This window comes from Bartonella bilalgolemi, assembly GCF_023500045.1.
In the GTDB taxonomy this organism is placed as follows: Bacteria; Pseudomonadota; Alphaproteobacteria; order Rhizobiales; family Rhizobiaceae; genus Bartonella; species Bartonella bilalgolemii.
This window is the reverse complement of sequence record NZ_JAMCOF010000012.1, coordinates 1-19372: the sequence shown is the minus strand read 5'-3', so window position 1 is coordinate 19372 and position 19372 is coordinate 1. Positions and strand designations below refer to the sequence as shown.

At 34.7% G+C, this 19372-nt stretch carries 17 protein-coding genes, 1 other RNA gene and 1 pseudogene; 5 read left to right on the top strand and 14 right to left on the bottom strand.

Annotated features, from left to right (window positions below; all coding sequences use genetic code 11):
- Positions 1-70 precede the first annotated feature (70 nt).
- The 9 genes from murD to M4Z11_RS06465 form a co-directional block, all read right to left on the bottom strand.
- A complete protein-coding gene (gene murD / locus M4Z11_RS06505; RefSeq protein ID WP_249677732.1) occupies positions 71-1477 on the bottom strand; it encodes a UDP-N-acetylmuramoyl-L-alanine--D-glutamate ligase in 1407 nt (468 codons plus the stop codon).
- A 4-nt stretch (positions 1478-1481) separates the two neighbouring features.
- On the bottom strand, positions 1482-2552 hold the full coding sequence (mraY, locus tag M4Z11_RS06500) for a phospho-N-acetylmuramoyl-pentapeptide-transferase (protein WP_249677728.1): 1071 nt from the start codon (positions 2550-2552) through the stop codon (positions 1482-1484).
- 20 nt (positions 2553-2572) lie between these two features.
- Positions 2573-3994: a UDP-N-acetylmuramoyl-tripeptide--D-alanyl-D-alanine ligase gene (locus M4Z11_RS06495; RefSeq protein ID WP_249677726.1), complete on the bottom strand. Its 1422-nt coding sequence runs from the start codon at positions 3992-3994 to the stop codon at positions 2573-2575.
- Positions 3991-5445 carry a UDP-N-acetylmuramoyl-L-alanyl-D-glutamate--2,6-diaminopimelate ligase gene (locus M4Z11_RS06490; protein WP_249677723.1) on the bottom strand — a complete coding sequence of 485 codons (1455 nt, stop codon included), beginning with the start codon at positions 5443-5445 and terminating at the stop codon, positions 3991-3993. Before M4Z11_RS06490 ends, M4Z11_RS06495 begins: the two co-directional genes overlap by 4 nt.
- A 17-nt stretch (positions 5446-5462) precedes the next feature.
- Positions 5463-7214: a peptidoglycan D,D-transpeptidase FtsI family protein gene (locus M4Z11_RS06485; RefSeq protein WP_249677721.1), complete on the bottom strand. Its 1752-nt coding sequence runs from the start codon at positions 7212-7214 to the stop codon at positions 5463-5465.
- Positions 7214-7621 carry a cell division protein FtsL gene (gene ftsL, locus M4Z11_RS06480; RefSeq protein WP_249677720.1) on the bottom strand — a complete coding sequence of 136 codons (408 nt, stop codon included), beginning with the start codon at positions 7619-7621 and terminating at the stop codon, positions 7214-7216. The genes M4Z11_RS06485 and ftsL overlap by 1 nt, the downstream gene beginning before the upstream one ends.
- Positions 7618-8616, bottom strand: coding sequence for a 16S rRNA (cytosine(1402)-N(4))-methyltransferase RsmH (rsmH, locus tag M4Z11_RS06475; RefSeq protein ID WP_249677718.1), 999 nt, complete (start codon positions 8614-8616; stop codon positions 7618-7620). Before rsmH ends, ftsL begins: the two co-directional genes overlap by 4 nt.
- A 261-nt stretch (positions 8617-8877) precedes the next feature.
- Positions 8878-9267: RNase P RNA component class A (rnpB, locus tag M4Z11_RS06470), an RNA gene on the bottom strand.
- A gap of 96 nt (positions 9268-9363) precedes the next feature.
- Entirely contained in the window at positions 9364-9882 is a 519-nt protein-coding gene (locus tag M4Z11_RS06465; protein ID WP_249677716.1) for a lytic transglycosylase domain-containing protein, read from the bottom strand.
- A gap of 563 nt (positions 9883-10445) precedes the next feature.
- On the opposite strand from M4Z11_RS06465, the gene M4Z11_RS06460 reads away from it, so the two are divergent.
- On the top strand, positions 10446-10739 hold the full coding sequence (locus M4Z11_RS06460; RefSeq protein ID WP_249677714.1) for a hypothetical protein: 294 nt from the start codon (positions 10446-10448) through the stop codon (positions 10737-10739).
- Between the two features lie 1230 nt (positions 10740-11969).
- A complete protein-coding gene (locus tag M4Z11_RS06455) occupies positions 11970-12272 on the top strand; it encodes a DUF2293 domain-containing protein (protein ID WP_249677712.1) in 303 nt (100 codons plus the stop codon).
- Between the two features lie 42 nt (positions 12273-12314).
- Here M4Z11_RS06455 and ettA read toward each other — a convergent pair whose 3' ends face one another.
- A complete protein-coding gene (gene ettA / locus M4Z11_RS06450) occupies positions 12315-13964 on the bottom strand; it encodes an energy-dependent translational throttle protein EttA (RefSeq protein WP_249677710.1) in 1650 nt (549 codons plus the stop codon).
- Between the two features lie 154 nt (positions 13965-14118).
- Here ettA and M4Z11_RS06445 point away from each other — a divergent pair, with 154 nt between their 5' ends.
- Together M4Z11_RS06445 and pncA are read left to right on the top strand one after the other, a co-directional pair.
- Positions 14119-14661, top strand: coding sequence for a hypothetical protein (locus tag M4Z11_RS06445; RefSeq protein ID WP_249677707.1), 543 nt, complete (start codon positions 14119-14121; stop codon positions 14659-14661).
- 37 nt (positions 14662-14698) lie between these two features.
- The gene (gene pncA, locus M4Z11_RS06440) at positions 14699-15307 is read left to right on the top strand and encodes a bifunctional nicotinamidase/pyrazinamidase (RefSeq protein WP_249677753.1); all 609 of its coding nucleotides are present in this window, start codon (positions 14699-14701) and stop codon (positions 15305-15307) included.
- A 44-nt stretch (positions 15308-15351) separates the two neighbouring features.
- On the opposite strand, the gene M4Z11_RS06435 is transcribed toward pncA, so the two are convergent.
- On the bottom strand, positions 15352-16404 hold the full coding sequence (locus M4Z11_RS06435; protein WP_249677705.1) for a DUF475 domain-containing protein: 1053 nt from the start codon (positions 16402-16404) through the stop codon (positions 15352-15354).
- A 352-nt stretch (positions 16405-16756) separates the two neighbouring features.
- Here M4Z11_RS06435 and M4Z11_RS06430 point away from each other — a divergent pair, with 352 nt between their 5' ends.
- The gene (locus tag M4Z11_RS06430) at positions 16757-17296 is read left to right on the top strand and encodes a helix-turn-helix domain-containing protein (RefSeq protein WP_249677703.1); all 540 of its coding nucleotides are present in this window, start codon (positions 16757-16759) and stop codon (positions 17294-17296) included.
- 232 nt (positions 17297-17528) lie between these two features.
- On the opposite strand, the pseudogene M4Z11_RS07465 reads toward M4Z11_RS06430, so the two are convergent.
- From M4Z11_RS07465 to M4Z11_RS06420, 3 genes and pseudogenes are all read right to left on the bottom strand, one after another.
- Positions 17529-17744: pseudogene (locus M4Z11_RS07465) on the bottom strand (PfkB family carbohydrate kinase); the annotation flags it as partial.
- Between the two features lie 139 nt (positions 17745-17883).
- Positions 17884-18651, bottom strand: coding sequence for a hypothetical protein (locus tag M4Z11_RS06425; RefSeq protein ID WP_249677701.1), 768 nt, complete (start codon positions 18649-18651; stop codon positions 17884-17886).
- Between the two features lie 45 nt (positions 18652-18696).
- A complete protein-coding gene (locus M4Z11_RS06420) occupies positions 18697-19143 on the bottom strand; it encodes a hypothetical protein (RefSeq protein WP_249677700.1) in 447 nt (148 codons plus the stop codon).
- Positions 19144-19372 lie beyond the last annotated feature (229 nt).

The window sequence follows — 19372 nt, the reverse complement described above, 5'->3', positions numbered from 1 at the left end:
CTTTGATTAAGTGCTTTAAAGTTTAAATTACATTCACAAAGATTTTCGACTGCTAATGTAAAATAACTTTTTACAATTCTTGCTTCTTTAACTGCATAACAAGAGAAACAAAAGCCTCCCCACGTACCTCATAATTCTTAAATTGATCATAACTTGCACAAGCTGGAGAAAATAAAATCACAGGTTCTTGCTTTATATCACGGGTTGCATCATTAACCGCTTCACGGACTGCATTTTCTAAAGTCAAACTCATCGAAAAAGGAAAAGCATAGCCAATAATGCGTGCAAAATTTTCTGCCGCATTACCAATTAAATACGCTTTACGAATCTTATAAAAAAATCCTTTAAGAGCATCAATCCCACCTTCTTTTGCCTGCCCTCCAACAATCCAAAAAATATTATTAAAAGTAGCCAATGCAGGAACAGAGGCTTCTGCATTAGTAGCCTTACTATCATTAATAAACAAAATAGATCCAATTTTGCATACCTGCTGCATTCGATGTGCAAGCCCTAAATAGCTTGCTAAATGCTCTTCTATATTTAAGGTAGTAATTTTTAATATCTGCAAAGTTGCTAAAGCCATAAGAGCATTTTCCGCATTATGACTTCCACGTAACGAAGTTATATTTACCAAATCTGCGAGCAAATGATGTTGCCCATGACGAATAGAAAAAAGCTTTGTCCCTTCTACATAAAAACCATTTTTAACAAGATGCTCTTTAGAAACCGGATCGATTTGATAACCTTCATCGAGAAGCTTTTGATATAAAGCACGGCAAACCAAACTATCAATTGAAATAAGAGCATGAGAAGCTCTAGAAACGACATATTTTTTGATCTGCACATAACGTTCAAAGCTACCATGACGATCGATATGATCGGGTGTTAAATTCAACAAAAGACCAACAGTTGGCTGAAGAGAAGGAGCTAATTCTATTTGAAATGATGAACATTCAATAACATAGATACGTTTTTTTACAAATGGCTTAAGCGTTAATATTGCTGTTCCAATATTCCCTCCCATTTGCACATCATAACCCATTCTTTCTAAAAGATGAGCAAGTAAAGCGGTGGTTGTTGATTTACCATTTGTACCTGTAATAGCAATAAATGGAACATCCTGGTCATTAAAACCATGTTGCTGTAAAAAAAGATTACGTGCACGAACAAATAGCTCAATATCACCGATAATTTCGATATTCTCTTGACGCGCTTTTTCAACAACCCAATGTGGTCTTGGATAAATTAAAGGTACCCCAGGAGCTAAAATCAACGCAACAAATTCTGACCAATCCTCATGATACAAATTCTTTGTGGGAATATTTTCTTTACAAGCAGCTTCCACACTAGAATAATTATCATCCCAAGCAACCACTTCTGTACCACAAGAAATCAAAACTTTTGCTGTAGCTATTCCTGATTTTCCTAAACCAAATACAGCGACTTTTTGGCCTTTATAACATTCAACGGAAATCAAGATTTCACCTCAATTTAAGTGTTGAAAGACCAATCAATGCTAAAACAATCGTAATAATCCAAAAACGTATCACGATCTGACTTTCTGTCCAACCTTTTTTCTCAAAATGATGATGAATTGGTGCCATAAGGAACACACGCGTTTTCGTTAGTTTGAACCAACCCACTTGAATAATAACTGACATCGCTTCTAAAACAAAAAGTCCACCAATAATAGCTAAAACAATTTCATGCTTCGTTGCAACAGCAATAACGCCTAACACTCCTCCAAGAGCCAAAGAACCAGTATCTCCCATAAAAATAGCCGCTGGAGGTGCATTATACCATAAAAAACCCAGTCCAGAACCAAAAACTGCTCCGAGTAAAACAGCTAATTCACCTGTACCCGCTATATAATGAATTTGTAAATAATCAGCAAAATTCATATTCCCAGACAGATAAGCAATCAATGCAAAAGATAAAGAGACAATCATCACAGGAACAATAGCAAGCCCATCAAGACCATCGGTCAAATTAACAGCATTACCAGTACCTACAACAACACAAGCGGTAAAAGGAATAAAAAACCAACTCAAGTTAATAAAATAATCCTTTAAAAAAGGCAAAGCCAATCTTGGTGAGCCAACTTCTAAAATAATAAAACAAGCAATGATAGCAATTACAAATTCCAAACTTAACCGCGCTTTTCCAGAGAAACCTTTATCCGTTTGCTTTGTCACCTTAAGATAATCATCATAAAAACCAATCATCCCAAAAGTAAGCATAACAAACAACGACACCCAAAAATAAATATTTAATAAATCACACCATAAAAATGCCGATACCATAATACCAATTAAAATCATTAATCCACCCATAGTAGGTGTTCCGGCTTTTTTAAGGTGAGTTTGAGGACCGTCAGCTCGAATTGGTTGTCCTTTCCCCTGCCGACTTTTAAGAAAAGCAATAATACTTGGACCAAACAAAAAAACAATCAAACCTGATGTTAAGATAGCTGCAATAGTTCGGAAAGTAATATACCGAAAAACATTAACACCTGGAATCCAATCATTCAACAAGGAAAAAAATAGCATCATAGTGAAAAAACCTAATAAAATTATAAAGAAATTACTTTATAGCGACTAAGAATTTCATTCACAATATTTGATAAATAAATACGATGAGATGATTTAATCATAATAAGATCTCCATTTGAAATTTCTGAAAAAACAAGTGGAAAAATTTCTCCAATACCTTGAGCATGATAAACAGTAATATGAGCAGAAAGATCACTAGCTAAAACTCTCATTTCTTTACCAACCAAAAAAACCAAATCAGCACCAGAAACACGTATGGGTTCCAACAAATCACGATGCAATTTTTCACTATGATCCCCTAATTCAAGCATATCACCCAAAATAGCAATTCTTCTACCGTTTACACCTATTGGTCCTGTTGCAAGAAGATCAAGAGCAGCCCGCATAGAAGCAGGATTAGCATTATAACTTTCATCGATTAAATGAAACATACCACCATTTGATAAGGACAGCTTATAAAGAGCTCCACGGCCTTTTTGAAGAGAAAAACGGCCTAGAGCGAGTGTAACATTTGCCAAATCAGCACCAACCGCATCACAAGCTGCAAGAACACTTAAACCATTTTGCACCATATGTTGACCAGGTGCACCGATTTTAATCATCACATCTTTCTGACCAAAATGCACAATCATACAAGAGCAATTTTCTAAAAGACAAATCTCTTTCGCTTGATAATCAGCATAATTAGACTGGCCAAAACTCCGAATTTCGTTCACACCACATTGTTTTGCTTTTTTAAGCAAATAAGAAAAAAAATGATCATCTGCGTTTAAAAGAGCTATACCGTTTTTATCTAATCCTTCAAAAATTTCAGCCTTAGCATCTGCAATCTCTTCAAGATTTTTGAAAAATTCCATATGCCCAGCTGCAATACGAGTGACTAATACCACATGCGGACAAACCAACTTCACTAAAGGACGAATTTCATCTTTATGATTCATACCAATTTCAAAGATACCATAATCACTATCTATAGGCATTCGTGCCAAAGTCAGTGGAACACCCCAACAATTATTCAAAGAAAAAAGATTAGCATGAACTTTTCCAGCAGTCTCAAGTGCTTGTTTAAGAGCTTCTTTTGTTGTTGTTTTCCCCACAGAGCCTGTAATAGCTATAATTTTAGCTTTTGAACGTTTACGTGCTGCTTGCGCAAGTTTTTCTAATGCCTGAAAAACATCAGGAACAACAATCAATGGAGCTGCTATTTTTTTCATTTCATTTAAACGATTTTTTGCAACCACTAAAACTCCAGCACCTTGTGCATAAGCATGCGCAGCAAAATCATGACCATCAAGATGGTGCCCTTTAATACAGAAAAAAACATCACCTTCTACAAGAGTTCGGCTATCAATAGAAATCCCAGTAAAAATTTCTGGTAAACATCCAACTGTAAAACCATCCATTGCAGAAATGAGTGCCTGTTTATCCCATAAAGCTATCATTTATTTCGTTCCTTTAAAGCAGCAATCACTTTCAAACGATCTGAAAAAGGGTATGTCTCTTGCCCTATTATTTGTCCATTTTCATGACCTTTTCCTGCAACAATTAATGTATCTCCAGCTTTCAGCAATCCCACCGCGTAATCAATTGCTTTACCACGATCTGCTATTTCTATTGCTTCCGGCACTACCTGCAAAATATCTTTTCGAATTTTCTCTGGTGCTTCTGTGCGAGGGTTATCGTCAGTTACAATCACAATATCAGCTTGATTTTCTGCAATTTTTCCCATCAAGGCTCTTTTTCCTTGATCGCGATCACCACCACAACCAAAAACAAGAATTAAATGCCCTTGTGTAAAAGGACGAACAGAACGCAATACCTGCTCTAAAGCTTCTGGCTTATGCGCATAATCGACATAAACAGGTGCACCATCTTTTGTTTTTCCAACCAATTCTAAACGGCCAGGTGCCCCTTGTAATTTCTCAAGAGAGCGAAAAACCATATCTGGAGGTGCATTTGTCGCAATGGCTAGACCTGCAGCCATAAGAGCATTAGCCACTTGAAAATCGCCAGCAAGTGGCAAATCAAATGTATAAATATTATTTCCCATTCGGCATTCAACACGTTGTTTTAATCGTTGATGTTCAACACGATTAAGTGTGATGAATTTCCCTGTGCGCCCAATTGTCAAAACTTTCCGGTGAGCTTGTCTAACAATATCGATAACTTCTTGTGAATAAACATCATCTGCAAAAATAAGAGCAGGCGCATCTTGCGGTAAAAGCGTATTAAATAATCTCATCTTAGCATGAAAATAGTCCTCTATGCACCTGTGATAATCCATATGATCACGCCCTAAATTGGTAAAAGCAGCAGCTGCTAAACGCACTCCATCAATCCGACATTGATCAAGCCCATGTGAAGAAGCTTCAAAAGCTGCATGTGTAACACCTTCATCATTAGCAATTTCACATAATAAACGCTGTAACATTACTGGATCGGGTGTAGTTAGAAAACCAATATCATGACGTTTAGGTGATACAACACCTAATGTTCCTATACTCGCAGCACAAAAACCAACATATTCCCAAATCTGCCGAATAAAAGACACAACCGATGTCTTACCGCTTGTACCTGTAACAGCAACCATTATTTCAGGTTGAGAATTATAAAAACGGGCAGCTGCTATAGCTAATTTATGACGTACATCCGAAACATGAATAACGGGAATAGATGAATTTTCAAAAACAAAATTATTGTCTGTAATAATTACCCGTGCACCACGCTTTATGGCATCATTTACATACTCTCCACCATCGCTTTGATTTCCCTTAAGTGCCACAAAAACATAACCTGGCAATACTTGACGAGAATCAGCACTTATCCCTGTAATTTCAATTGAGGCAAGATAATCATCTTTAATACACTCTATAAATAATTCTCCAAGCAACATGGCTATTTACCTTTATATTAGTTTTTCACTGTTGTTTTCGGTAACCTCACATTGCTTTTTGTTCCTATAATTGGTTCATATTCTTTTTTAAGATCCGGTTCTATTCCAAGAAAAATAGCTGAACGGCGAATAATATTGGCAAGCATTGGAGCTGCATTCATCGCTGCCGTTGCTGAATGTTTGCCATCTTCAGGCTTAGGTTCATCAATAATTGTTAAGACAATATAAGAAGGATTATCTATAGGAAAAGCAGCTAAAAAACTATTAAAGTTTTTTACTTTAGAATATTTTCCATTTTCAACTTTTTCAGATGTTCCTGTCTTACCACCAATGCGATAACCTACTACCTTTGCATTACGGCCTGAACCAATATCACTATTTAACTTATAAAGATAACGCATATCTTGACTTGTTTGAGGATGGAGAATCTGTTTGGCATATTTCAAAGCTTCTTTTTTAGAACGTTTTAAAAATGTAGGATCAATTAATAAACCGCTATTCATTAAAGCAGCAGCAGCTACTGCTGTTTGCAATGGCGTTGTTGCCATACCATGTCCAAAAGAAATCGTCATAGAATTGATGTCCTTCCAATAATGGGGATAAATCGGTTGGGCAACTTCAGGCAATTCCGTTGATACACGATCAAGTAAACCAAGTCGTTTTAAAAAATTGCGGTGTCCATCTATTCCTATTGCCAATGCCTCTTTAGCAGAACCAATATTAGAAGAATAAATAAAAACTTCCCACAATGTTAAAAGGCGATTTTTCCCATGAAAATCACGAATAAAATAATTACGACTTGCTTGAATTGGTTGAGAAGCATCAATAATACTGTTTAAATGAAAAAGCCCTGAATCAAGTGCCATTGCTGTAGTAAAACTTTTAATAATTGACCCCATTTCAAAAGTTCCAGCAGTCATCCGATTAAAGCGATCACTTTTAAGAGCATCAACAGGATTTGCAGGAGAAAAATCTGGTACTGATGCCAATGCTAAAACTTCACCTGTATAAATGTTTAGAATAATAGCCCCCGCAGCAATTGCTTTATAACGTTTCATGGCTTCCATCAATTCATCACGCACAATTGCCTGAACCCGTATATCAATCGAAAGTTGTACTGGCTTCAATGATTCTTCAGTAGCAAGACCGGTAGCACGAAGAATACTCAATCCATTATCATCAATATATTTTTCCATGCCAGCTAGGCCTTGATTATCAACATTAACCATACCAAGAATATGTGAAGCTATAGATCCTCCTGGATAAAAACGACGTATCTCAGTACGAAAACCAATACCTGGGATACCAAGTTCCATAATTTGCGCCTTTTGCGTTGGGGTTAACCCACGTTGGATCCAAGAAAAACCAGAATTCCTTTTTAAACGTTTATGTACTTCCTGCCAATTCAGTTTTGGCAAAACTGTTGAGATTAATTCGATCGTCTCATCTACATCAATAATACGGCGTGGTTCAGCAAAAAGTGAATAAGTTGTAATATCTTTTGCTAATAAACGCCCATTACGATCAACAATATCAGGTCGAGAAGCTAGTTGCACTATCAACGGGCCTTTTGCTTCTTCAATTTGACCACCTTTAATCCCATAGGAAATAAGACATCTCCCTATAAGTCCGTAAAGAAAAAGGAAACACAATAAAGCAAAAATCAAGCGTGGACGATGAGAAAATGGCTGACGCATAGAAGAAGGTAAAAGTTTTAACTGATTATTTGAATAATTCTTCTTTTGTGAAGATAAGAACGATAATTGCATCAACGCCCACCTTGTTGAGGAAAACTATTTCTATGAATACTACGATTCTCAGTGAAAAAAGCTTTATCATCATCTTCCAAAATATTCTGCTGAATCAATTCTTCAATTTTATCCTGTAAACGCATTGGAATATCTTTTAATTTTACAACTTGACGTGGCTGTATTACCTCTAAACTCAGTTCTTTTTTGTAACGTTCTGCAAGTTTTTTCATTCGTGAAGGATCAATCATTACAGCCCATTCAGTATGAAGCAAATTAACCATATTTTTTTCTGCTGCAATTTCTTGCTCAATACGATGCACTTCACCAATCTGTTTTTGAACATCATATTTTACCTTATAAGTAAGACCCGCTATACAAATCATAATCACCACTAAAATCACATCGAATGTGCGAAAAATTATCATTTCTTACTGCCTTCAAAACGAGCAATTTCTGCCAAACTAAATAATTTCATATCTGCTGCAATAGCAGCCTCCTGAGTCCGTACGCTAATACGCAACCTTGCAGAACGTGCACGAGGATTTTGCTGTAACTCTTCTTGAGTTGCAGTTTTCACACCTTTAAACAAAGGAATAAAGGTCGCTGGAACTGATTTTATTTCAGGAAGATAACGTGACCCCTTTTTATGACCCGAACGAGCAGATAAAAATTTTTTTACCATGCGATCTTCAAGAGAATGAAAGCTAACGACTGCTAAGCGTCCTCCTGCTTTTAAAACACGCTCAGCAGCGAATAAACCATATGCAAGCTCATTAAGCTCATTATTAACATAAATGCGCAATGCTTGAAATACACGCGTTGCAGGATGAATATGATCACCTGGTTTTCTTCCTATTAAAGCTTCAATAGCATGAGCAAGATCAATTGTGCGCAAAAAAGGGCGAATACAACGACGTTTCTCAATCATCCGCGCAATTCGAACTGCGTAACGCTCTTCTCCCAATGTTTTAAATAATTGTGCCAAATCATCCATCTTTAAATAATTAACAACATCAGCTGCTGTAAAACCAGTCTGCGCCATTCGCATATCTAACGGACCATCTTTTTGAAAAGAAAAACCACGTTCGGCTTCATCAAGTTGCATAGAGGAAACACCAATATCAAGAATAACTGCGTCTACTTGCCCTTCCACTATCTGATCCAATTGTGAAAACTCTGCTTGAATTAAATGGAGACGTGGAAAAAATTGATCGACAAGTGCTTGTCCTTCACGAATTGCCTGAGGATCACGATCAAGTGCGATAACTTCTGCACCTGCGTTTAATAGAGCACAGGAATACCCCCCAGCACCAAACGTGCCATCAATCACTTTTGCTCCAGCTAATGGTGCAAGCCCAGCTAATACTGACTGCAACAATACTGGAATATGGCGCTCGACTCCACTATCCTGCCTTCTCAAACTGCCTCATCTTGATCTATGTTTTCCAAATTCAGTAGCCATCGATCGCATATGACATCATCATATGCCAAAACTTTAACTCTCATTTTTACTACAAAAAGCAAATCAAATTAAAGCTGAATCGCTATATACATTGGCTTATTAATACTTAACGAAATATTATAATTTTTTTAAAAAATGCTTTATTTTTGAGCATAAAAATTCCAAAAATAAAAATGCGCGCTTTTATCAAAATATATGTAATCTTTTTATTATATATCAAATATCAGTCGGCCTATAAGCCGGGTTCTGTTAGTAAAGTTTATGCTTTACATGGCAGCCATTCATCTAGGACGAATGTTACCATCCGCCTCATGCAACCTACCCAAATGACTCGCCTGGAAACTGGCTGCAAGTCAAACCTTGCGCATCATTTCTATTCGGTCTTGCTCCCGATGGGGTTTACCTTGCCACACTCATTACTGAGTGTGCGGTGGGCTCTTACCCCACCCTTTCACCCTTACCTATTAAAATAGGCGGTTTGCTTTCTGTGGCACTTTCCCTAGGGTCACCCCCGCCGGGTGTTACCCGGCATCGCTTTTCCACGGAGCCCGGACTTTCCTCACCTATCACTTTTCAATACTGAATAAGCGCGACTGCCCAGCCGACTGACTTCTTATTTATACAATATTTTTCATAAAGTGAAAATAGCCACAAAAAAATATTTTATAAGTCTTATCAAAATAAGTAAACCACTTATAAAGCAGATTACTGTTTTAATGAAGCTAAATATGTTTTAACTTTTGAGCAATATCTTGCTGAAATAGAATTCATTTTTTTTGCAGAATGACCTGCATTATATTTAAGAACTGTACGACACGTATCTCCTCTACTTAGTTTATGTGCTCGCGCCAAATAACGCATACCATATTCAAGATTGATTGCAGGCTCATAAAGATCTTTTACAGGACCGTTAAAACCCAACCACCGCGCAGTAGACGGTTTAATTTGCATCAATCCTATTTCACCAGAAGAACCTTTTGTATGAGCATTATAATTGCTCTCAACATTGATAACAGCATGTACCAAATCTATAGGAACTTTATGTTTAATCGCAATTTTTTGTATAAGATCCTCATAAGGACGAACAGGCACCTTAGAATTAGAAGAAGTAACCTCTGAATTCTTACTTGAATCTACAATACTAATTACTGCAAGAGCTATTTTGATATTTAACACAAAAAATACAGCAAATGCTGTACTTAAAAATATTTTTAAAAATTGCATTCTTTCTCTCTTCACTAATACATTCGTAACCCTAACCATAATGACTTTGAAAATATATTTTATTGAGAAAAAAAGCTAAAAAACGTCATAAAAATGAAAATATTAAGATAATTTCAAGATATCTCTAATATTAGCGAAGGATTTTTTAAAATTTTGATTATATTTTTTACTATATAAAACAAAAAAATATAATGCATTTATCATTGATATCTTATGATAAGAAATTTTAATTAGAAAAAAATAGCACCGAGAAAACTCGATTACTTACAACACAAGATTATCAAGATTTCATTAATATTAACTTCATAATTCTATCGTGATAATATAAACTGAAATTTTTCATTCAATAACAAAGATTAACTAAAAACTAATGCTCAAAAGATTACTCATTTTAATCAACATTTTTAAATATACATTCATATAAAAATATAATTGAATTTTGTTTTACAAAAAATAATATATGCCTTTTATATATTACTTTCAAAATAGTAGCCATGGAATTATAATTTAAAAATTATGTGATTTAGATGCAATCTTATATGTGACAAGCTTAGGATTTAAAAATGATCAAATTCCGCTGGTATAATATTATTCTAATTTTGCTATTTATCTTTACAGCTAGTTTATTAGCTTATCACTTTGTACTTAATAGGATAATTTTTTCTCACCAAATGAATACAACAAAGGATGTGCAGTTAGAAGAAGCAATATCTTTCCCGAATGCTACAATAAGCCTTTTCGGAATGAATGATCAACAAAAACGAAAAATTGTTTATCAAGCGCGTAAAGACGCTATTGCTGCGGCTCTTGTAAGCGGACAAAATAATGAACAAGCGCAAAATTTGCTGAAATCGTGATCAGAACTGTATCAGAAGAAATTTTACGTCCTGCTATTGTAGATTCTTATTAATCATTTTTTGTATAACTTTGAGACAATTATATGTTTGCAAATGGCTTTAAATCTATTTTGCCATATTCTTCACTAATTCTAAAAATCATAGCGAAACAGTGGACGCAAAATTTTAATGCTTATATTAAGAAAGTACAACCAGGATATGACATGTACTAAATACTCAAAACTGATTTTTTATAATCCTCTTCTTTTCTTTTTAGATATAAAGTTGATTAGTCACATTTTACTCTGTTTATCGTTTAAGGTTCTCTATACTATGTTCTATAAACCGATATATTAAAAGAAACAAAATCTATCTACTGCCAAATATCGAAGTATTATATCATTTAAGCTTCTTCTATTTTTTTGTGAAATTAAAGGCTAGCCTTATAAGGGCACTTTGATATGAGCCTATACCTGTTACGCTTAATTAATGTAATTGTCTTGTTATATTCACCAAAATTTAGATATTCTATTTCTTTTGTGAAAAACAAAGTGTAGAATACATATAATTTTTTTTTTTTAAAAAAAACCGACTGAAGAACTCTTCAGTCGGGTCAGACAGTCTAAGGGATCCACGCGGGGGGGGGGGGAGAGGCTCCCTGACCGCCTGCTTGCGTCACGCATTAAGGCGAACGACACAATGCTTTTTATATGAAATAAAATATTTTAAACGACAAGAAATTCTTATGATTATTTAAAAAAAAACATTAAAAAGATTAAATTTCGTATGAAAATGGAAAAATTAAGGCGAAAAATATTCAAAAAATGATCCAATTTGGAGCAAATTTATTTAAAAATCTATCATCAGATTCTTTCTAATCATCTTAATTTTTATTAAAATTTCACCGAAATCTTTTCATAATTCAAAATTGTTATGAACAACTTCTAAACCAGTAATAAGCTGTAATGAAATACTGACCAATATACAACATACTTCATTCCTATAGAATTATAAAATGGCAAATGCCTACTAAATAAGCTTAACGATAAACACGCTATAAAATCACATCTTTATTTCCATAAAAATACATTTGATTATGCATTCTATGTTCCTAAATGCTCAATTACTGATACTATAATCATAAATAAAATGTGGCAATCAAAACGCTAACCATTCAATGATCAATTAAAAGCATCATTTTTGTGTTATCAAATAAAATAAAAATAACAAAGTAGTGTAAAAACGAGACTTATGATAATTCGTAGAAAACAGATAATTTCTAAAGAACTAATAACCCTTATCCCACAGGTTCCATACCGTGATAGCCAATGTATTTGTACTGCTGCTACACGCGCCTCGATGAAATATCTTCCTCCTTCCATTGCAGTTTGGCTCGCAACAATTGCTCATATACGTCACCAGCATACAGAGTATGATAATTTACTTTGTGAAGGTTATGATCGAGATTCAGCACTCTTTTTTGTCTTTGATGCAATTAACAAAACACTTATCGAATGGGGAGCAAATCGCCTTTTGAAACGTGAAGAAACATGAACGACATCAACATCCGCTCAGTACCAATTCAAAAAAATAATTTTAACGTGTAAGAGGTTTGTAACTGACACGCCTAAAATTAATAGAATCCGGGCCAAGACGACTAACCTTATCTGCTTCGTACTCAGAAAAATTACCTTCAAACCATTCCACATGACCATCCCCCTCAAAAGCCAAAATATGTGTTGCCAATCGATCAAGAAACATACGATCATGCGATATAATAACTGCACAACCAGCAAAGCTCTCCAACGCATCTTCTAATGCACCCAATGTTTCTGTATCAAGATCATTTGTTGGCTCATCAAGAAGAAGAACATTTCCTCCTTCTTTCAAAAGCTTAGCTAAATGCACACGATTACGCTGCCCTCCTGACAACTGTGCTACTTTCTGCTGTTGATCTGCACCTTTAAAGTTAAAGGCACCACAATAAGCACGACTATTCACTTCATGTTTGCCCAACTTAATTATGTCATTTCCACCGGAAATTTCTTCCCAAACAGTTTTATCACCTGCCAATGCATCACGGCTTTGGTCAACATAACTCATCTGAACTGTTTCTCCAATACGTATCTGTCCTGAATCGAGTTTCTCTTGCCCGGTCAACATCTTAAATAAGGTCGATTTTCCCATACCATTAGGACCAATAACCCCAACAATACCACCTGCAGGCAACTTGAAAGAAAGAGAATCAATCAATACACGATTACCATATGCTTTTGACAGATTATCAACTTCAATAACAACCTGTCCCAATCTTTCACCAATAGGAATAATAATCTGTGCATCCCCAGAACGACGCTCATGCGCTGCCTGAACTAATGCATCATAAGCCTTAATACGCGCTTTCGATTTTGCCTGACGCGCCTTTGGACTAGAAGCTATCCACTCTTTCTCGCGTAATAATGCACGCTGACGAGCAACTTCTTCGCGACTTTCTTGCGCTATACGTTTAGCTTTAGAATCCAAATAAGCAGAATAATTACCTTCATAAGGAATTCCTTTACCACGATCTAATTCTAAAATCCAACCTGTTACATTATCGAGAAAATAACGATCGTGGGTAATTAAAAGCACTGCGCCTGAATATTCACGTAAATGCTTTTCAAGCCAAGCGGTCGTTTCAGCATCTAAATGATTTGTTGGTTCATCTAAAAGCAATAAATCAGGCTTTGACAAAAGCAATCTACAAAGGGCAACACGCCGTTTCTCACCTCCTGAAAGTTTTGTCACATCCTCATCCCCTGCTGGACAACCAAGAGCAGCCATAGCCATTTCTACTTGGCTTTCTAAATCCCATAGATTCTGACTATCAATAATATCCTGAAGTCGAGCGCTCTCATCAACAGTCTCATCACTATAATTCATCATAAGTTCATTATAACGATCTACAATTGCTTGCTTATCGGCAAGCCCTTCCATCACATTTCCACGCACATCTTTACTTGTATTGAGAACAGGTTCTTGCGGCAGATAGCCACAACGTGCTCCCTCAGCAAGCCATGCTTCTCCTGTATATTCTTTATCTAATCCAGCCATAATACGTAAAATGGTTGATTTACCTGCACCATTTGGACCTAAAATACCGATTTTTGCATCTGGATAAAAAGACAAATGGATATTTTCCAAAATTTTCTTATTGCCATAAGCTTTATTAAGCCCAGCCATATGATAGATAAATTGACGTGCCATAAATTTCTCTTTATATCGTGCAATATTATTAAAACTTGTATTATGAAGCTTCTCTTAAATTTTGTAACGTGTAATATTTAATTCTTGCCCTAATAACTCTTTGCTCTATATTGGTATATTTTTTCTGATCTCACAAGCCCTACTGCGACTCTAAATGCAAAAAAACATTTCTTTGAAGAGAAAAAATCAAATACTCTTAGCTATACCTGATACGTGTTATCAAAAATCATTTCTTTTTTCTATACCAGATCTAAAATTATGTTTTTACCGTATCAAACCAATCTATCAATGCCATACAGAACCAAAAAATAGACCTATCCTTTATGCCCCTTCTTTCCTTATCCTATGGGCTGTAAAATATGCTGCAAAAAATCCTCATCTCTTTTCGGCGCTTTTGTGTCATAGACCAAAATGGTATTCACCTTTTCTTTTAATGTTGTACAAACTATGTTTAAAAAATGAACGCCGTCTCATAGGATCTGATGTTCAAAGCCCTATGATCACTAAGGCTCTGCGCAAACATATAGCAATTGTTGACTACCACTCTCTGCCCATTGGCAAATGGCTACAATTGATGAAAAATTATCACAATTACCATAAAGATTTATCTATTCCTCTCTTTTGGTTTGATGATGATAAAATGAGTACTGATATTCATCAGATTATTTCAAAGCTTCAAAATGAAACAGCATCTTAAAAAAGCAAACCATCCACCAGATTACTGGAATAAATTCATGAAAAAGCAAGCTTTAGTCGTTATTGATGTTCAAAATGATTTCTTACCAGGCGGAGCACTCGCAATACCACAAAGCGATGCCATTCTTCCTGCTATCAATAACCTTATAACTCGTTTTGATCATGTTATTTTAACCCAAGATTGGCACCCAAAAAACCATTGCAGTTTTGCTTCTTCTCATCGAGAGAAAGCTCTTTATGATACTGTGAATCTTGACTATGGTCTTCAAATACTTTGGCCTGATCACTGTATACAAGGAACACAAGGAGCAGAATTTCATCCATCTCTCAAAGTTGAAAAAGCGCAACTTATCCTTCGGAAAGGCTACAATAAAGAAATTGATAGTTATTCCGCCTTCTTTGAAAATGACCAGAAAACACCAACAGGTTTACACGGTTATCTTAAAGAACATGATTTTACAACATTAGTCATGTGTGGCTTAGCAACTGATTTCTGTGTTGGATTTTCTGCACTACATGCTGTAAAATGTGGTTTTAAAGTTAGTGTTTTGTTGAACGCCTGTGCTGGCATTGATCTGAATGGGTCACTTAATACGATGCTCAAAGCTATGAATAATGTTGGTATAGAATTATTGATGGCCTCCTAATCCCTTTCCTAACTGTTATGATAACAACCATAAAGCCTTCATAATTATTGCAATGTAATCTGTTCATCTGAATGATTAGATTTAAAACGAATAGAAGAATAGAATGCCATTCCAATAATACACACACCAATGAATCCTGTTAATACTTCTGGAATCGACATAATAATTTGCATATACATAATCATGGCCAAAATCAAAATTGCATAAAAAGCACCATGCTCTAAATAGCGATAATGCAATAACATTCCTGTTTCAAACAACATAATCGTCATAGCTCGCACGTAAAATGCACCAATACCAAGACCAATAGCAATAATAAAAAGATTATGAGAAAAAGCAAAAGCCCCCACCACACCATCAAAAGAAAAACTAGCATCTAGAACTTCTAAATAAAGAAATGAACCTGCTCCTCCTTTAGCAACTGCAATCAAAGTGTTTTTTTGAGAATCCAAAAGTGAACAAATCGCTTCGACAAGCAAAAACGTCACCAGCCCATACAGCATTGCTAATAAAACAGTTAACTTATTTTCTGCCACAATCTGTTCTGAAATAAATAACATAAGCATCAAAATAATTATAATATCAATCTTCACAAATGAACCAAGCTTTTGAGCTGGTTTTTCTATAAAAACGAGCCAATGTATTTTTTTTTCAGAATCAAAAAAATATTTTAAACCAACCATCATAAGGAAGGTACCACCAAAAGCTGCAATACCTTTATGAGCATCTATTAAAATTGCAGCATATCGATGAGGATCCCATATTGCCAATTTAATTGCAGCAATTGGATTAATCCAAGCAGCAATAGCAACTACTAACAATGGAAAAATAATTCGCATGCCAAACACTGCAATCAAAATGCCCCATGTCAAAAAACGACGGCGCCATAGCTGATCCATTTCTTCGAGAAAACGAACATTAATAATAGAATTATCAAAAGATAATGAAATCTCTAAAATTCCCAAAACACAGCAAATAAAAAAATATTTAAGACAACCAACAAAAGTTCCCGTTTCGAGCCAACCAATGAAGCCACCTAAAGAGATACCAATAACTGTGAAAAAAAAAGCCCACTTAAAATAACCTAATAGGGCCATGATTGTTCCTCAAAATCCATCTCTTCAACCTACATTTGTATAATCGAAGTATTGCATCCATTAAGACGCAAAATAAAATGCATATAGAAAAAATTATATGAAATCTTTTTAAGAAAAAACAAGAGAAAATTTGACAAATTTATTTTTTTCAAGATAAAAGATACAATAAATTATAGAATAGCAATAAAAATTTACAGTTTTTTAAATTTTCACTAAAAATTAAAAAAATAAGAGGACTAAAATTATAAATGTTGACTACAAATATTATTATAAAGTAATGATATCCTGGTACATTGTGTGTTTTTATGGACAAAAGCGCACACCATAATGATTTATTTGAGGGAGATAACTCATGGCGCGTCCTGAAACAGAAGCGAAAACTATATTTGGAAAACGTCTACGTCATATACGTATTGCTTTAGGTGACCCGCCGCGTGAAACATTAGCTAAACAGTTTAACATGACAAAAAACTCTATCGCTTTTTATGAGCGTGGAGAAAGAGAACCTAATCTCAGCGTATTACAAACATACCGTATGTTGTATGGAGTCAATATCAATTGGCTTTTAACTGGGCGAGGTAAAATGTTCGATGCGGAATACACTAAAGGGGAATTTGACTGGGACTATTTCATTAAAAAGATTGAAGGGCTTGAGGATATCCTCTTAAATAGTGCACATAATGATGAACCGAATCAAGAGAAAATTGAAAGCTCTTATGAGAAACTACAGCAATACTTACTATCACAAGGTGTCACTAACGGTTTAAATCCTAAAGCAGCAACTTCCCTTGTTAATATGAAAGGAAAACTAGCTAACTCTTATGCTCTTAGTTTATTTATTGATTTACTTATTCGAAGCATAGCACACAAAGAAACACTTTCTAATCAATAGCTTTTATATTATAAAAATACATAGAATTGTCTTATTATCAGGTAATAAAGCACTCTTAGTTTTTATTATCTGGTAAAATAGCTTATTTTATGGCATCTATTGATAATTATGTAAAAAAATTATATCTGATACCTCTATCAAAAAATTGCGACCTTAAATTTATCAGTGCGAAAATAAAAAACTTTATCTTATGCATTAGATTTGTATTATAGTTTGACTTTGAAGAAGAGCATTAACTTCTTCCCACAATGGAGTAGAAACAAGTACTCCTTTTTGTAATTGCCAAAGTACTACATGTAGCAGCTAGACGAATACTTTCTGCAAAAAACATACCTATTGTTAAAACAACAACCAAACCATCGTTAAAGCTGTCATCAGCCGCAACAGTATCAACTGTCTCCACCTGAAAAGGAGGAATAAAACCGGCTATATTTCTTGTGAAAAAATAGGCTCCTTTTTCCCATTAAAAAAACATTCCTAATCCATGCTCTAAAAATATTGTACCGCTAAATGAGCTGCTTTTATCTCCACCGAATAAATACTTGTTAATTTCTCAGTTTCCGTTTCATCAGGTATCATAATATGAGCTAAATGATAAAGTTTTTAAGGAAATTAGGTACAGATGCTGGATCTAATAATACAATACCGGTAATGAGAGTACCTCCTTTGAGCTGAGAATTATCAGCCTTAATGTCTATAGCCCCGCTATCAGCTTCTAATAAAAGATCACCGGAGAGTTCTGTTTGTTCTGATAAATTAAAGATAAGCTTCTGATTAACCTTATTATAAATAACCGTATGTTCAGGAACAGTAATTTTTGTCTTCTTTAAAGAAACAACTATATCACTTGTACTGTTTTCAATTGTTTGAGCATCAGAAGGTTTTACATACATACCATAAAATTGTTGACCATTTACTTGAATATTTACATCTTTAATATCTACTCGTGTTTGAGTAGTAGCTTTTTTCTTCTGCTGCTCTTTTTCCTCTTCTTTGTCAATGCCGAATACCAATCCATGTGCATTATTTAAAACAACCTCTCCCTCCTTCATATCCAAAACACTCTCTGGATACATATAAATGGCTGCATTCTTATCATAAAGCTGTTTCGTCATAATGCTTTCGTTCTTAATGTTAACTTTTTCTAAAATAATCTTCCCTTCCTTTATACGAACCGCAGTACCTCCCGTAAAATCAATGCTTTTACCCTTCATGTGAATTATGGATTTTCTTCGACTGAAAAGACCTATTCCACTATCAACTACTGTAATATCTATATTATTTAGATCAACCGTAGTAGTTTCACCATCAGCCTGAACAGCAATCTGGCTATTCTTAATCGTGCCCTCCGTCATGCTTATTGCACTATTTTCTGAAGCATAAAGACCTACTGTTAGCCCCTATAACTCCAACTTATCAGCATTAACTGATCCATATTCTCCGGTATACACACCAATATATTTAATAGTTTCATCAGTCTCGTCGTCTGATGGACCTTTAATCTTTATATATTGTAGATCCATTGAATTATTCATATTAACCGCATGTATAACAACTATTCCAAGATCCTTCTGCCAGATCTCATTAGAGATAACATCAGTTTTCTTTTGTTTCCGTTGAGCATTAGTTTCTATAATATAGTCTTTATTTTTCAATATTTGTTCAGTTTGTATATTTTTAATAACTAGCGCCAAAAAAGTATCTTCTTTATACTCATATATGGATACTACTGCGGTATAATCTTTTGTTTTTACATTACTTTCACTGTAAACACCGTTAGCTGAAATAAGGCTAACTAAAATACAAATGAGAAAAAAATGAGTGCGAAAGGAAATATTATTTAGCATAAATAATATTTTAAAGAATATTACGATAAAAAGACATTCGCTAAATATATTAACAAAACATGGCGAAATTAAGTTTAATCAAAAAAACACCATAACACAATTTCTTTTTGCAGATCTGTACTTAACTTATATTTTGTATTTTATTATATATTTCGATACCAAATCATTCTTGATACGGCCAATTTTTGTAGATTTTTAACAAAACTGACAAAAAGTTTCAGATATATAG

Excerpts from the sequence above, each read along its gene's own strand:
- mraY (WP_249677728.1), bottom strand. The coding sequence starts at position 2,552 with ATGATGCTATTTTTTTCCTTGTTGAATGATTGGATTCCAGGTGTTAAT.
- M4Z11_RS06495 (WP_249677726.1), bottom strand. The coding sequence starts at position 3,994 with ATGATAGCTTTATGGGATAAACAGGCACTCATTTCTGCAATGGATGGT.
- M4Z11_RS06490 (WP_249677723.1), bottom strand. The coding sequence starts at position 5,445 with ATGTTGCTTGGAGAATTATTTATAGAGTGTATTAAAGATGATTATCTT.
- M4Z11_RS06485 (WP_249677721.1), bottom strand. The coding sequence starts at position 7,214 with ATGCAATTATCGTTCTTATCTTCACAAAAGAAGAATTATTCAAATAAT.
- ftsL (WP_249677720.1), bottom strand. The coding sequence starts at position 7,621 with ATGATAATTTTTCGCACATTCGATGTGATTTTAGTGGTGATTATGATT.
- M4Z11_RS06465 (WP_249677716.1), bottom strand. The coding sequence starts at position 9,882 with ATGCAATTTTTAAAAATATTTTTAAGTACAGCATTTGCTGTATTTTTT.
- M4Z11_RS06460 (WP_249677714.1), top strand. The coding sequence starts at position 10,446 with ATGATCAAATTCCGCTGGTATAATATTATTCTAATTTTGCTATTTATC.
- M4Z11_RS06455 (WP_249677712.1), top strand. The coding sequence starts at position 11,970 with ATGATAATTCGTAGAAAACAGATAATTTCTAAAGAACTAATAACCCTT.
- ettA (WP_249677710.1), bottom strand. The coding sequence starts at position 13,964 with ATGGCACGTCAATTTATCTATCATATGGCTGGGCTTAATAAAGCTTAT.
- M4Z11_RS06445 (WP_249677707.1), top strand. The coding sequence starts at position 14,119 with ATGCAAAAAAACATTTCTTTGAAGAGAAAAAATCAAATACTCTTAGCT.
- pncA (WP_249677753.1), top strand. The coding sequence starts at position 14,699 with ATGAAAAAGCAAGCTTTAGTCGTTATTGATGTTCAAAATGATTTCTTA.
- M4Z11_RS06435 (WP_249677705.1), bottom strand. The coding sequence starts at position 16,404 with ATGGCCCTATTAGGTTATTTTAAGTGGGCTTTTTTTTTCACAGTTATT.
- M4Z11_RS06430 (WP_249677703.1), top strand. The coding sequence starts at position 16,757 with ATGGCGCGTCCTGAAACAGAAGCGAAAACTATATTTGGAAAACGTCTA.
- M4Z11_RS06425 (WP_249677701.1), bottom strand. The coding sequence starts at position 18,651 with ATGACGGAGGGCACGATTAAGAATAGCCAGATTGCTGTTCAGGCTGAT.
- M4Z11_RS06420 (WP_249677700.1), bottom strand. The coding sequence starts at position 19,143 with ATGCTAAATAATATTTCCTTTCGCACTCATTTTTTTCTCATTTGTATT.